Source organism: Mesotoga sp. Brook.08.YT.4.2.5.2. (genome assembly GCF_003351125.1).
Classification (GTDB): Bacteria; Thermotogota; Thermotogae; order Petrotogales; family Kosmotogaceae; genus Mesotoga.
The window spans coordinates 35321-49161 of sequence record NZ_JPGZ01000050.1; the positions used below are offsets into that span (position 1 = coordinate 35321).

Annotated in this window: 12 protein-coding genes; 4 read left to right on the forward strand and 8 right to left on the reverse strand. The window is 49.7% G+C overall.

The features are described 5' to 3' along the window. Nucleotides 1-2: 2 nt before the first annotated feature. Nucleotides 3-341: a PadR family transcriptional regulator gene (locus Q502_RS12195; RefSeq protein ID WP_243392454.1), complete on the forward strand. Its 339-nt coding sequence runs from the start codon at nucleotides 3-5 to the stop codon at nucleotides 339-341. A gap of 19 nt (nucleotides 342-360) precedes the next feature. On the opposite strand, the gene Q502_RS12200 is transcribed toward Q502_RS12195, so the two are convergent. The 3 genes from Q502_RS12200 to Q502_RS12210 are packed head-to-tail and all read right to left on the reverse strand — an operon-like array spanning nucleotide 361 to nucleotide 3030. After that, nucleotides 361-1323 (reverse strand): 1-aminocyclopropane-1-carboxylate deaminase/D-cysteine desulfhydrase, encoded by a 963-nt coding sequence (locus Q502_RS12200; protein ID WP_099830998.1) that lies wholly within the window; start codon nucleotides 1321-1323, stop codon nucleotides 361-363. An 11-nt stretch (nucleotides 1324-1334) separates the two neighbouring features. Beyond that, nucleotides 1335-2588 carry a M48 family metallopeptidase gene (locus tag Q502_RS12205; protein WP_112109549.1) on the reverse strand — a complete coding sequence of 418 codons (1254 nt, stop codon included), beginning with the start codon at nucleotides 2586-2588 and terminating at the stop codon, nucleotides 1335-1337. Continuing rightward, a complete protein-coding gene (locus tag Q502_RS12210; RefSeq protein ID WP_102818802.1) occupies nucleotides 2581-3030 on the reverse strand; it encodes a hypothetical protein in 450 nt (149 codons plus the stop codon). The genes Q502_RS12205 and Q502_RS12210 overlap by 8 nt, the downstream gene beginning before the upstream one ends. Before the next feature lie 231 nt (nucleotides 3031-3261). Here Q502_RS12210 and Q502_RS12215 point away from each other — a divergent pair, with 231 nt between their 5' ends. Further along, nucleotides 3262-4584, forward strand: a complete 1323-nt coding sequence (locus Q502_RS12215) for a mechanosensitive ion channel family protein (protein ID WP_102818803.1) — start codon at nucleotides 3262-3264, stop codon at nucleotides 4582-4584. 15 nt (nucleotides 4585-4599) lie between these two features. Here Q502_RS12215 and Q502_RS12220 read toward each other — a convergent pair whose 3' ends face one another. From Q502_RS12220 to Q502_RS12245, 5 genes are all read right to left on the reverse strand, one after another. Further along, the gene (locus Q502_RS12220; protein WP_102818804.1) at nucleotides 4600-5343 is read right to left on the reverse strand and encodes an ABC transporter permease; all 744 of its coding nucleotides are present in this window, start codon (nucleotides 5341-5343) and stop codon (nucleotides 4600-4602) included. Next, complete coding sequence (locus Q502_RS12225; RefSeq protein ID WP_102818805.1) at nucleotides 5324-6421, reverse strand: ABC transporter ATP-binding protein; 1098 nt, start codon at nucleotides 6419-6421, stop codon at nucleotides 5324-5326. The genes Q502_RS12220 and Q502_RS12225 overlap by 20 nt, the downstream gene beginning before the upstream one ends. Continuing rightward, nucleotides 6414-7601 carry an ABC transporter permease gene (locus Q502_RS12230; RefSeq protein ID WP_258001647.1) on the reverse strand — a complete coding sequence of 396 codons (1188 nt, stop codon included), beginning with the start codon at nucleotides 7599-7601 and terminating at the stop codon, nucleotides 6414-6416. Before Q502_RS12230 ends, Q502_RS12225 begins: the two co-directional genes overlap by 8 nt. Next, nucleotides 7594-8499 carry an ABC transporter substrate-binding protein gene (locus Q502_RS12235; RefSeq protein ID WP_099831004.1) on the reverse strand — a complete coding sequence of 302 codons (906 nt, stop codon included), beginning with the start codon at nucleotides 8497-8499 and terminating at the stop codon, nucleotides 7594-7596. Before Q502_RS12235 ends, Q502_RS12230 begins: the two co-directional genes overlap by 8 nt. Nucleotides 8500-8904: 405 nt before the next feature. Beyond that, nucleotides 8905-10302, reverse strand: a complete 1398-nt coding sequence (locus Q502_RS12245; RefSeq protein WP_102818807.1) for a mercuric reductase — start codon at nucleotides 10300-10302, stop codon at nucleotides 8905-8907. A gap of 480 nt (nucleotides 10303-10782) precedes the next feature. On the opposite strand from Q502_RS12245, the gene Q502_RS12250 reads away from it, so the two are divergent. After that, on the forward strand, nucleotides 10783-11742 hold the full coding sequence (locus tag Q502_RS12250) for a 4Fe-4S dicluster domain-containing protein (RefSeq protein WP_102818808.1): 960 nt from the start codon (nucleotides 10783-10785) through the stop codon (nucleotides 11740-11742). A 147-nt stretch (nucleotides 11743-11889) separates the two neighbouring features. Further along, a complete protein-coding gene (locus Q502_RS12255; protein ID WP_102818809.1) occupies nucleotides 11890-12729 on the forward strand; it encodes a mechanosensitive ion channel family protein in 840 nt (279 codons plus the stop codon). The last annotated feature ends 1112 nt before the right edge of the window (nucleotides 12730-13841 follow it).

The window sequence follows — 13841 nt, forward strand, 5'->3', positions numbered from 1 at the left end:
GAATGGGGATGGGCAGATCATGGATCGAGTTGTATCTGCTTCTCCTCATCGCTGAGAAACCGGGCCACGGGTATGAACTGTCTTCTAGAATCAACGACTTCGAGATCCCTATCTTTGGTGTCGGTCAGATGGGCAGTCTTTACCGGGTGCTCGGGAGTCTCGAGGAAACGGGTCTTATAACCTCTGAATGGGATACTGAAGACACAGGTCCAGCCCGGAAGAATTATAAGATAACCGAAGCGGGCCTTGAATATCTTAAATCTGCCGAAGTCAGGATCAGAAGGTTCAAAGACAATATAGATAAGTTTCTTGAAAGGCTTGAAGATCTAAAGAAAGCATGAAGCCCTGCGACGCAGGGCTTCACTTCACATAAGCTGCCGGATTGTCGAACAGCTTGAACAATCCGCCTGTATGGATAAAGAGAACCCTCTTTCCGGCAAATCTCCCTCTAGAGATTTCGAGCATGCCTCTGAAGGCTTTTGCCGTATAGACGGGATCAAGGAAGAATGCTCTCTCCTTCGCAAGTTTCTTTATGAGATCCATATCCTCTTCCGAAGGCACGGCGTACGCCGGTCCAGAGAAGTCATCGACTATTTCGATTTCACTGCCTTCAAGCGAGACGGCTATCCCGTACTCTTTCAGGCCTTCTATTAGTTGTTTCGTCTTTTCCACAAATAAGGACGAGGGATCTTTCGTGACGTTTATGCCGATCACTCTGGTGTTATATCCGAGCGATTTTAGACCGGCCACGAGGCCCGCATAGGTGCCCGCGCTACCAACCGCTGTGAAGATGGCTTCGACACCGTCGAGATTGATCTGTCCTGAAAGCTCTTTAACAGCATCCACATATCCCCTGGCGCCAAGCGCGTTTGAGCCGCCCTCGGGGATCAGGTAGACTTTGCTGCCCTTCTTCTCGTATTCTTCCTTCTTCGTGGCGAAGATCTCGTCTATCTTCGAATACTCTTCTTTTGTCACATAATGGATATCGCTGCCCACCATTGTGTCAAGAAGAACATTCCCCTGGGGGATCTCCATCGGCCTTCCCCTGAGGAAGAGAACAGGCTGCATTCCGAGCGATCTAGCGGCAAGGGCCGTTGCCCTGCAGTGATTAGACTGAATGCCCCCGCAGGTGAATACCGTATCTGCCTTCTTTTCCAGAGCATCTTTCAGAAGATACTCGAGCTTTCTGATCTTGTTTCCGCTCGTAATGAAACCCGTTAATTCATCATGCTTGCAGAACAGTTCGAACGGAAGTTCGAGGTACTCTTCAATCCATTCAAGCCTGTTCACAGGTGTAATGCTGTTAATGAACTTGAGTTTCAAGCTCTCACCCCCTACTCTCTCTCATTTATATTAGAGACTATGCTGTTCAGTTTTTCAATTCGCTCCCATGGCGGCGGGTGGGAATAATTGAGGGCCGCATATAGCGGATGTGGACTCAGGTTTGACAGGTTGGACGCGGACAGGTTCTTCAGCGCGCTTATCATGGGCAGCGATGTGCCCAGCATCTCGGCTGCATACCTGTCGGCTTCGAACTCCCATCTTCTGCTTATTAACGAGTCTATCCAGTCGAGCATCGTGAAGACCGATGAGAGGAAAACACCTGCGTACAGAAGAGTGGTGAACTTCTTCTCAATTCCGAAAATACCAGAAGCCAGAGGGCTCTCGACGATCAGCCAGAGCAAGACCACCGCAAAGGCTGCAGCAGCATTTGAAACTAGCATCCCCTTCAGGATGTGTTTGCGTTTAAAATGGCCTGCTTCGTGTGCGAAGATCGCCTGTATCTCTTCTGAAGTGTGCTTCTCTAGCAAGCTGTCAAATAGAACGATCCTTTTCGCGCGGCCTATCCCTGTGAAGAAGGCGTTCGTGTGGCCGGTCTTTCTCGAAGCATCCATGACCAGGATCGACTTCACTTCAAAGCCTGCCTTTTCGGCGATAGCCCTTAGCCTGCCCATAAGGTCTTCATCATCGAGAGGTTTGAGCTTGTAGAAGATGGGCAGGATTACTGTTGGAAATATCAGCTGGGCCAGAAGCTCGAAGACTATGACTCCGATAAGCAAATACAGCCACCAGTAAGCAAACGAGTCGATGGCTAGTAGAACCAGAGTTACTATAGGGATACCGATTACAGCCACCAGGCTTATTCCCTTCAGCTTGTCCGCAACGAACGTTCCCGGTGTCGTCCGATTGAATCCGAATCTCTTCTCGAGAACGAACGTCGAGTAGATAGAAAAGGGCAAAGTGATGATAAAGGCGGTCGCTCCAATGACGATGAAGAACAAAAGCCCCTGAATCACGAACCCTTCCGCCGCTCTAACCGCTAAGGATTCAACGGCTCTGAAAAACCAGAAGATGCCTACGCTCAACGCTGCAAGACTCACAATCGACGAGGTGATGGCAAGAGAGCCCTTTGCCCTCGTGTAATCTACGGACTTTCCAATGAGGTCATCGTTGAAGACGTCGCGCAAGTTGTCGGGAAGGGATACCCTCGAGAGTCTGGCGTTCCTGTAGTTTAGAGACAGCAACGTTAGTTCAAAGAGACTGATTCCATAGACAACGAGAAGAAAGACAATCTCGAAGCTAGCCATCTACTTCTTCTTTCTCTTTCATGTACTGCTCTACTTTCTCTTCATCCAGTCTCTGAATCTGTCCTTTGGATGCAGGTCTGAATTCCTCGGTTTCGTGAAGAGCTTCTCCCAGAGGGCACCTTTTCTCGGGATTCTCTATTAGGTAGTTCATTAACCCGTCTTTGTCTACGAAGATCTTGTAGAAGACCTTCGTTCCGTCGGTCAGTTCATAGATCCCGCATGGTCCGTTGAACAGCGCCTCGGCTGCCCGGAGGTAAAGCATAGCGTCATTGAAGGAACTGAAAGAAGCTCGAGGGCCGTGCCTTTCCCGCTCGTCGTCATCCATACAGATCGCCCTTCCACAGGTGGAACAAACGTATTGAACGTGGTTCAAGAGGCAATCTTCGGGGTTCTTCAGCGGCGTCGCCCTACTGTCACTAGAGTAGCATTCGGGACATTTCAACTCACTCACCTCCAATACACTATTTTACGACATTGTGGCGATCTCTGAAAGCCTCCATTCAGATTGACGTTTTGATCGGAATAATTCCATTCACTTCTCGACTTTGGGGATTGGCAAATCGATAAGTGTCTGATGTTGGAAGCCCAACGTGAAGAGGCAGTTATGGAGTCAGTGATGTTATTATTGTCTGAGCGGGCTATCTAGTGACCATATCTTTGAGGGGGCGATCTAGTGGTCAATATCTTTGCCGGGTGGTTTTCGGCTCTCGGACTCAGTGAGACTTTTGACTTGGTACTTGCCAACATAGTTGTTGGAATAATCATGATAGTCGTCGCCTTCTTATCCAAATACATCTTCGAAAAGGTCCTGATTAAGCCTATTGAGCTTATTGTGAGAAAATCTGCATTCAAATGGGACGACCTTCTCGTAAAACACAAACTGCTCAACAAAATTGCCCTTATGATACCGGCCATCGTGATTGCGCTATTCGCTCCTGCATTCCCCGCGATAAGCGACGTAATCTACAGGCTGGTAACCACATATCTGATATTCATCGCCGCCGTTGTGATCGATGCCTTCCTGGACGTTTTCACAAGCGCTTATCAGTCTCTGGAAACCTCTAAGGATAAGCCGATAAAGAGCTACATGACCGTTGTGAAACTAATGGTGTATATCATAGCCGGCGTCGTTGCGGTGTCCGTTCTGACGGGGATTTCTCCGTGGGGTATCCTGAGCGGAATCGGTGCGATGACCGCCGTCCTCCTCGTCATATTCAGGGATTCACTTCTCGGGCTCGTCGCCAGCATCCAGATTTCTAAGAACAACCTTGTGAGCATCGGGGACTGGATAGAGGTTCCAAGATACCAGGCCGATGGTGATGTAATCGACATTACCCTTACAACGATAAGAATTCAGAACTGGGACAAGACGATAACTACAATCCCTTCATACGCGATAATCTCTGAATCGTTCAAGAACTGGAAGGGGATGTTTCAGGCCGGCGGAAGGCGAATCAAGAGATCTGTCTACATAGACACCTCTTCCGTCCGCTTTCTCGATGACGACCTGTATGACAGGCTGTACAAGATCCAGATTCTGAGACCTTACCTCGAAAGCAGAAAGAAGGAGATCGAGGAGTTCAACAGAATGAACGAGGTAGACGTAACCGAACCGGTCAACGGCAGAAGGATGACTAACATTGGGACCTTCAGGGCATACCTGACCGCCTACCTCAGAAATCATCCCGGGACAAACAAAGATCTTATCATGATGGTCAGGCAGTTGCAGCCGACCGATACCGGGCTGCCTCTGGAGATATACGCCTTCAGTAAAGACACATCATGGGTTAACTACGAATCTCTGCAGTCAGACATTTTCGATCACATCTTTGCTACACTCCCTCACTTCGATCTGAGGGTATTCCAGAATCCTTCGGGAAACGACCTGAGGGCGATGGGAGATCTTCTTGTCGGCAAGAGGCAAGGGCATGAACAGGATAACTCCGAGGAACTCTTTACGGAAAGCCCGCAGTTGCACGCCGAAAAGGACACCTGATTCAAGAGGCAAATCCTACGCTGTAGAAATCGTTTTCTCGATATTACCGAGCAACGCATCGGCTGAAAATGCGAGAAGCGCCGCAGGAATGGCCCCCTCAAGTACAAAGGCGGGATTCTCTGCGACAAGCCCGGCGATAATGGGCGACCCGAGGCCACCGGCCCCAATGGTTGCCCCCACAGTTGCCGTTCCGATGTTTATTACGACCGAAATCCGAATCCCCGACATGATTACTTTGAGCGCAAGCGGGAGCTCAATTCTAAACAGCACCTGCCACGAAGACATACCCATTCCATATGCTGCTTCACGCACATCTGCGGGGATGCTTTCAATTCCCACTATTGTGTTTCTTAAGATGGGAAGCAGTCCATAAAGCAGCAGAGCGGCGACCGTCGGTTTGAATCCAAATCCCAGCAACGGTACGGCGAGAGCGAGAACAGCGACGGGAGGGAAGGTCTGGCCGAGGGAACTCAGGTTTGAAACGAGAGGCAAGTACTGCCTGCCCATCGGACGTGTAACCAGCACTCCTATCGAGATGCCGATAATGGTGGCAAGTCCGCTGGATACGATGACCATCCAGAGATGTTCGGCCACTAGCTCCAACAAAGTCCCTCTTGGATGAAGAACCTGCTTCTCTCCGGGAAAGAACCATCGCAGAAAGCTCTCCCACCATGCCATATTAGAGATGAGAAGGACGAAGGCCAGCAAGAACAGTCCCAACAAGACCCAGGATAAGACTCTACTTCTCTTCTCTGTCACTTCTGGTCAACTCCTGGATTCTGGTCATGCTTATCTGGCCGAGAAAACGCCCCGTTCTCTCGACGACCGGCAACGCCGCGGTTCCGCTTTCAAGCATTCTGGAAAGCGCCTCCTTAACAGTGCTGTCCGGACTCAAGATCTCTTCTTCCTTCATTTCAGTCAGAGCTTCTCTTACCGGTTTCTCCCTGCTCGAATGGGAGACATCTACCCAGCCGACAAGTCTCTTATCCTTGTCCAGCGCCCAGACGAACTCCTCTTCGATCTTGCCTAGCTGTTCCCAGCTTCCTGAAAGGTCTATCGCGAAGCTCTCCTCTATATACTCCCCGACCGGGATCCTCGAGAGCCTCTTCAGCGCTCTATCTGATCCCATGAAGTCGTGGACGAATTTCTCCTTCGGATGCGCCAGGATCTCTTCGGGAGTGTCATATTGAAGGACTCTGCCCGCTTTCATGACCGCGATTCTATCTGCAAGCCTTATCGCCTCATCTATATCGTGGGTTACGAAGACGATCGTCTTGTGGAGTTCCTCCTGAATTCTGGCAAACTCGTCTTGGAGCCTCACTCTAGTTAATGGGTCTACCGCTCCGAAGGGCTCGTCCATAAGTATTATCGGGGGATCGGCTGCAAGCGCCCTCGCAACGCCGACTCTCTGGGCCTCGCCGCCCGACAGTTCTTTCGGAAGTTTCTTTGCATAAGATTTCGGCTCAAGCCCTACAAGCTCAAGCAGTTCAGAGATTCTTCTATCTATCTTCGATCTCTCCCACTTCAGCAGTCTCGGCACGGTGGCAATGTTATCCTTCACCGACATATGTGGAAAGAGCCCCACGTTCTGGATTACGTAACCAATTCCTCTCCTGAGCTGCTTCACATCCATGACGGTTACGTCGTTGCCGTCTATCAGGATCTTCCCCGTTGTCGGTCTGACTATCCTGTTTATCATCTTGAGCGTAGTCGTCTTACCACATCCCGAAGGCCCGATTAGAACCGTCAGTTCGTTCGAGGGGATCTCGAAGGTAATCGAATCTACGGCCAGCGTATTCTCGTCGTATTTCTTTGTAACATCTTCAAATCTAATCATTGGCTCCCTCCGAGATTAACCCCTTAGGAGTCAGTATTCCTATAAGCAGCTGCATTAGGGAATCGACTATCAAAGCGAGAGCAACTATAGGCAACGCTCCTAGAAGGACAAGATCCATTGCGGCTTGACCGAGACCCTGAAATACGAAAACCCCTAGGCCTCCTGCTCCGATCAGGGCCGCCATGGTAGTGTTCCCCACGGCCTGAACGGCCGCTGTTCTAACGCCAGCAAGGACAACCGGCAGCGAAATCGGAATCTCGACCTTTCCGAGAACCTGAATTCTGCTCATTCCCATCGCCCTGGCAGCCTCCACGGTATCTGTGGGAATAACCTTCAGACTTGAGTAAGTGTTTCTGACTATCGGGAGAAGCGAATACAGGACGAGAGCTATCATGGCCGGAGCCCAGCCGACACCCGTTATTCCTATCTCCCTAAGAAATGGCAGACTGCGTGAAAGGTAGGATAGCGGAGCTATTAGCAAGCCGAAAAGGGCTATACTCGGGATCGTCTGTATGAAGTTCACAACAGCGAATACAGGTCTTTCGATCTTTGGAGACCTGTTGGCAACTATTCCAAGCGGCACTCCTATAAGCACTCCGACGAGAACTGCTCCTCCTGCAATTACGAGATGCCTCACAGTCTCTTCAAGAAATCTGTTGCTTCTGTTTGCGTACTCCTTCATTATTGCAAGGTCTTTCAGATGACCCGAGCCGAGAAGCAACAGGAACAGGCCAATCGGAACCAAGACCAGAAGCGATGAGATGATCTTCCTGTCCTTCAGTCTTCTTCTGGCAGCGAATACAACAATGTAGCCGGCCAGGAGAAGAACCCACAAACCGGTGGAAGGGGAGACCCTTGCAAAGGGACCTGCCTTTGAAGCTATAGAGGCGGCATGTCTTCCGGCCAGAAAGAAGCCGAAGACGGGGGCAATCCCTCCCACGAGGCCCATCAAAAAGCTGAATCCCGCGTAGGACAAAAACAAGACTGCAAATGAGGCCACTAGCAGGAGAGAGAGGCCCACATTTGAGAAGCTGCCTAAAGCTACGGGAAATGTCTCCGAGATTCTCGTCTCCTTAACTGAAAGGAATCCCGGGACCAGGAGAGACAACAACATGATGGCCATTCCTAGAATGGCCATCATGTCTCTTCGTCTGGAAATCAGCGTCATAACTCTAGTCAATCAGAGACTTCGATATGAGGAACTGCTCGGCGACGTATCCCGCATCTAAACCTTCTATCGCTATCGAAGCGTTCAGCATCTGCAGCGTCTCGAGATCAAGAGCCTCGAAAACGGGTTTGAGGAGCTCCTCGATTTCCGGATAGGCTTCATGTATCTCCTTTCTAACGATCGGAGCGGGTTCGTAAACGGGCTGAACTCCCTTGGTGTCTTCAAGGACCACCAACTTGAGAGCAGAGAGGGCGCCGTCAGTACCATATGCCATCGCGAGGTTTACACCGTCAATGTTCTGGGAAGCGGCCCTTATGGTCTGAGCGGTATTTCCTCCAGAGAAGGCAAGTAGCTGCTCATTTGAAAGCTCGAAGCCATAAGCCTCCTGAAAAGCCGGCATAGCGTCCGGTCTGGTAAGAAACTCCTCTGAAGCGGCCAGCTTAATGAAGCCGCCGCGATTCAGGTAAGACGCGAGGTCTTCAAGTGTCTTTATTCCTTCACTGTCGGAAAGATCCTTCCTGATCGCCAGAGCCCATGTATTGTTGGCAGGGGCGGGGGTCAGCCACACCAGGCCGTTGTTCTCAAAGTCGAGTCTCTTGACTGTCTCGAATCCCTGCTGCGCGTTTTTCCATATACCCGGATCAGTGTTATCGAAGAAGAAACCTCCGTTGCCGGTGTACTCGGGATATATATCGATCTCTCCAGCAATGATCGCCTTTCTGATAACACTCGTAGTTCCGAACTCAGTCTTGTCGTTCACTTCAAAGCCATTCTTCTGCAGGACTATCACTATCATCTGTCCCAACAGTGCGCCTTCGGTATCTATCTTCGATGCGACCGTAATCGGTCCCTTCAGTGCAAAGCCAATGGCCGTCATTAGTATCAGTGCAATCAGCATTATTCTCTTCATACAACCTACCTCCATAATTCGTATTGCCGATAATTATACTCCATTTAATTGTACACTATCTCTGAAAGTTTTCAATGCGCAGTTGTCTCTGTTGACATATCCATGTTCCGACTGAAAGCTCCAGCCCAGAATCTGAGATCCGGTTTCTCCCTCTTTCCCATTTCGGCTCAGACAGATAACCCCAAAAAGGGAGAATCTGAAAGCAGCTGATTCACAGAGAGGCACAGGTTGTTCTCATCTTTTCAGAGACCAACAAAGATTCGGGGCTACAACTAGAACCCCACGAGGGAATATTGACTTTTAAATGCCACGAAATCCAACCACCTTTCTTCCCGAAGGGCTACCTCCATCGACTAACCCCGAAAGAGATTCCGCGAGCATTCTAATATACTCTTGCAAATACGGTCAGCCATCCAGCGTCATGAAGAGATTGTTCAATGATTCCACGAGCGTTGGGTGTGCAAAGACGCCGTCTCTGAGCGAAGTGAATGGAAGCCCGCCCATCATGGCAATCTGAATTGCAGATACAATCTCTCCGCCCTCAACTCCTAGAATGGCGGCACCGATAATCCGGTCTGTCTCTGAGTCGACAAGCGCCTTCATCATTCCCCGTGTCTCGTCCGTTTCAATGGCCCGAGCCACCCTATCAAAAGGCAGCTTTGCCACGCGATAGCTGTACCCCCGACTCGATGCTTCCTTCTCGGTGAGGCCTATTCTTCCAAGTTGAGGATCAATGAATACTACATAAGGGACATCCCTCTCTTCTATCGACGAGCTTCCTCCGTTCAAGAGGTTCTGTTTCAATACTCTGAAGTCGTCGTAGGAAATATGTGTGAAGGCCGGTCCGCCTTTAACATCTCCTATCGCGTAAACTCCCTCCGACGTGGTCTCCAGTTTGTTGTTTACCTTTATGAATCCCCTATCGTCAACCTTAACCCCGCTCTTTTCCAGATTCAGGTCGGGAGTATTGGGTAACCTGCCGGTCGCGAGCAGCAGATGGCTTCCCACTAATGTCGTTTCCTTCTCAGAAGATTGCACTCTCAGGCTGATCCTGTTGCCCCCGGCGCTTCTGGCCTGGAGCGGTTCGCTATCTAGAAGGACCTCGATACCTTCGTCCCTCATGATTTCCAAAACCATGCCGGCGATATCCTCATCTTCGCGAGAGAGCAACTGTTTATCCCTTTGAATAATGGTTACTTCACTTCCAAAACGTCGGAACATCTGCCCGAACTCGAGACCAACGTAGCCGCCACCAACGATTATGAGGTGTTCCGGAAGCTCATCGAGCTCCATTATCGAAGTCGAGTCATAAGCCACTGAATTATCCAGACCTCTTATCTCAGGTCTCGCAGGTCTCGTTCCGGTGTTTATCACTATGATGTCTGCTTCAAAGAACTCCGTACTTCCACTTAGAAGACTTATTTCGAGCTGTCTTTCCCTTACAAAACGCGCGCTGCCTTCTATCAATGATAGGTTTGGAGAATCGAGAATCCTTTTCTTGCTTCCTTCCCTGAAACTCTCAACCACTTCTTTTTTCCGCCGGATAACTCTCTCCAGATCGAGCGAGAACTCCCCGGCATGAACTCCGAAATCTCCTGCGCGCTTTACCAGATGCGCTACTCTTGCGCTGGCTATCATAGTCTTTGTTGGAGTACACCCTTCATTGACGCATGTACCTCCAACTGCCTTTCTTTCCACAAGTGCGACCTTCCATCCTGCATCTGCAAGCGAAAGCGACAGAGGAGTGCCTCCCTGACCGGAACCGATAACTATCGCGTCGAATTTTTTCCTACCATCCTTCATTTGATCACCATCCTAATTTTCGCCACATACATGCAGTTTTCACTGTTTTTCCCGGTCAATCACTTGAAAGCAAAAGGCCCGATTCTTGATCTCTTCATCGGCCATGAGTTGGTGATTATGTTCAATCTTCTTTCGAAAGAGACTAAGCGATTTCTCACCAAGATGATCCACAAAGGATCGGGCAGAGAAAACCTGTCCTGTTCTGCTTTTCTATGAAGCCAGAACGGCCGAGCAATCCGTTTAGAAGGCTGAAAAACTGCTCACTGTTATAGATCCTCTGGAGTCACTGAATCTCTGGATACCTCACAAGTTTAGCATCGGGCAAAGCAAAACAAATGAAGGAAAGAGTCTGTGATCGGGAGCCGAAATTGCTTGAAGCCGTCACTGTGTCGCGCCTGTCTTAAATCCAGTCGACAGCATAGGATGCAAAAGTCGCTGCTAGTATAATTGTATGATCAGTGCAGGCCGGTGGTGAATAGAATGACTAGATACGATGAGCGTGACACGATGTTTGCCAGGATGAACTACGAAGCAGGATCTCCCGAGTACCGTGACTACTACTCTAGACATCCCGAGCTGAAAGAGGTTGATGACGAACTGCGTAGCAAACTGGATCTGTGCGACGTAAGCTCCCTCTATTATGATCTGATTGAAGCTTCAGAAATCCGTTCGAATTTCTCCCTTGTAGAAGATCTTCGGCCTCTATGCGAAGGTATGCCATCAAATAACAAATTTCGATCCGACTCGTCAAGCTTCACCGATCTAGTCAAAAGGGTCGCCCGCGATTTTGGTGCAGATCTAGTAGGTGTGGCAGAAATGAAACCGGAGTTTTATTACAGCCACAGAGGCAGGCATCGAGAACACTACGGAAAGAAAATAAGCGATCTACTTCCTTTTGGAATAGCATTCGCGGTTGAAATAAAGAAGGATATGATTGACAGCGCACCGGCGATGACCGCAATGGTCGAGAGCTCCAGAACGTATCTGAAGGCAGCCACGATCGGACTAAGCATCTCCTATTTCATTCGAAGTCTTGGATACTCGGCTAGAAATCATATGGACGGAAATTATCTCGCAATTCTCCCTCTGGTGGCGGAAGCTTCAGGACTTGGCGTTTTCGGAAGACACGGCCTTCTCATCTCTGACAGGTTCGGCCCAAGAATAAAACTCGGACTGGTAACTACGGATATGCCTTTGAAGTGCGACCAGTCAATCGTTGTTGACCTAGAGAGCTTCTGCGGCAGCTGCGGTATTTGCTCGACAAAGTGCCCGGCTTCTGCAATACCCGTCAATGGAAAGGAGATCGTCAACGGAACCAGGAAATGGAGAATTAGTCACGAGCTCTGTTACTCTTATTGGAGGTCGAATGGAACCGATTGCGGTATTTGCATTAGGGTCTGCCCCTTCTCGAAAGAGATCGGCTTTTCACAGTCCATGTAATCAAAAGGCAAAACGCTCCGATTCTTAGAACCTCGGCCGCTTTCTCTAAACTGCTTAGGCGGTAGAAAGGCTTCCGTTTTCATCGAATTTGGGTTTTTGAAGGATCGTATGTAAGAATAACTACATGAGACTATAGGAGGGATTACCATGAATGAAGTACTCAGTACAATTATCGAGTGGGCCATCAGAATAGGGATTAGCGTTGTAATCCTGCTGCTGGCAAAATGGCTGGCAGGTCTCTTCTACAAAGCATTCATGAAATTCGCGGAGAAGACAACCGTTGTCTCCACTCAGTATCGTAAGACCATGAGAACGCTTTTCAATCTGGCGTTCTATGCGCTGGCAGCCTTCATAATCATCTCGGTTCTCTTCAAGAATCTGGCTCCTATGCTTGCCGGACTCGGAGTATCAGGTATTATTGTAGGTCTCGCAGTCAAAGAGCCTCTAGACAATTTCATCTGTGGAATTCTTATAATGATCAACAAGTTGGTTTACGAAGGGGAAGCCGTGGACATTGGCGGAACCTCAGGCGGGATTCAGGAAATAAAACTGAATCACGTACTGATCAAAACCTGGGACGGCAAGCTCGTAACCATACCGAGCAGAAACGTCTGGGCCGCAACGATAATTCACTTCTGGCCCGAAAATATAAGAAGAAACGATCTCACGGTAGGCGTTTCGTATTCGAGCGATCTGAACAAAGTGATGAAGATACTCGAGGATTCTGTCAACTCTTATGAAAAGCTATATGTAGACGACAATCACAAACCCATGATCCAGTTCACCGGGTATGGCGCGTCTTCGATCGACTTCGTCGTGAGATTCTGGGTGGAGAGGCCTAACTTCGTCACCTCAAGCACAGAACTCGCGAAGATCATAAAATCGAAATTCGATGAAAACGGAATAGAGATACCGTTCAGCCAGCTGGACCTGCATATTGTCGACAGCCCCAAAGAAGGCATAAGATTGGCCGGGAAGGAAAGCTGACCGAAGGGATCAGAGGGCAGAAACGTGGTCGGGGGTAGCAGGTTGGGGGTAGGAAAGAGCGGAGTAAGACGCAAGGCGCCGGAATGCATCGGCGGACGCAGGGCTGCCTTCGGCAGGAAGCGATCTGAAAGCCAGTCACCTTCGGTGGCCAGTTCCGCTTCGCGGGCTAGGAACCGCTGAACGCTGACGAAGAAAACGTTGTCCGTCAACGGTCCTCCGTCCACCGAAGATCCGCTGTGCGCTTAAGAACGAAGACCCGCTGAACGCTGTTTAGAGCCGTCTTCGTTGAAATCAAACCCGAGAACCTTTTTCTTAGCATTTGCTCTTATAACTTGCAACATTGCACATGCAACTGTTCGCGTTTTTCGCGTGGATCGAGATTCTGACCAGGACCTTCGTCAGAATGACGAAAAGCAAGAAAAGACTGTCATCCCCGTAGAACCTTCCCTTAAATCCACTTACCTGGTCATCCCGTGATGCACCTGCACGGGATCTGCTTTTTCTCCCTGTTCTTCGTAGTCTCGAATAGGGTTTCTCTCGAAGCGAAGCTTCATCTCAAACTCAAAGCGTCTTCTCGCTCAAAGATCCGCTGTGCGCTTAAGAACGAGGACCCGCTGATCGCTCTAAAACATGGTTCGCCGTTGACCGTTCAAGATCATGAACCCGTTCACTGATAAGACCGTCGAGAAAGAGCACTGTCGAGGCGTTCGCTCACTCACGAGAAGACGAGAGAAAAGCCAGTCACTGCTGAAATTAGACGCAAGGCGCCGAAAGAACATCGGCGGACGCAAGGCTGGGAAGAAAATCCCAGGTCGCGATGCTGGCAAAAATCGCGCAAGGATGCAATGCCCGGAAAAGCATCCGGGGACGCAAGGCTGCCTTCGGCGGGAGGCGATTTTGAAGCCTGTCTGTTCGCACAGACCAGTTTCTGCCTTGCGAGACCAATAAGAAGCATCGGGAAAGAGCATTATCGAGAGTTCGCTGCGCTCACGAGAAGACGAGAACTCTTTCCTGTTTCTCGTCCTCTCTCCTCATCTCGTACTCTCGATGCTCTTCTTTGAAACAAGTAGGGTCAAGAGATGGCGCGGTGTAAGTACAGACCTTGTGAGGGC

Bases quoted from the DNA above. Each gene is read 5' to 3' on its own strand.
- Q502_RS12255 (WP_102818809.1), top strand. From the start codon at position 11,890: ATGAATGAAGTACTCAGTACAATTATCGAGTGGGCCATCAGAATAGGG.
- Q502_RS12225 (WP_102818805.1), bottom strand. From the start codon at position 6,421: ATGATTAGATTTGAAGATGTTACAAAGAAATACGACGAGAATACGCTG.
- Q502_RS12235 (WP_099831004.1), bottom strand. From the start codon at position 8,499: ATGAAGAGAATAATGCTGATTGCACTGATACTAATGACGGCCATTGGC.
- Q502_RS12205 (WP_112109549.1), bottom strand. From the start codon at position 2,588: ATGGCTAGCTTCGAGATTGTCTTTCTTCTCGTTGTCTATGGAATCAGT.
- Q502_RS12195 (WP_243392454.1), top strand. From the start codon at position 3: ATGGGGATGGGCAGATCATGGATCGAGTTGTATCTGCTTCTCCTCATC.
- Q502_RS12245 (WP_102818807.1), bottom strand. From the start codon at position 10,302: ATGAAGGATGGTAGGAAAAAATTCGACGCGATAGTTATCGGTTCCGGT.
- Q502_RS12250 (WP_102818808.1), top strand. From the start codon at position 10,783: ATGACTAGATACGATGAGCGTGACACGATGTTTGCCAGGATGAACTAC.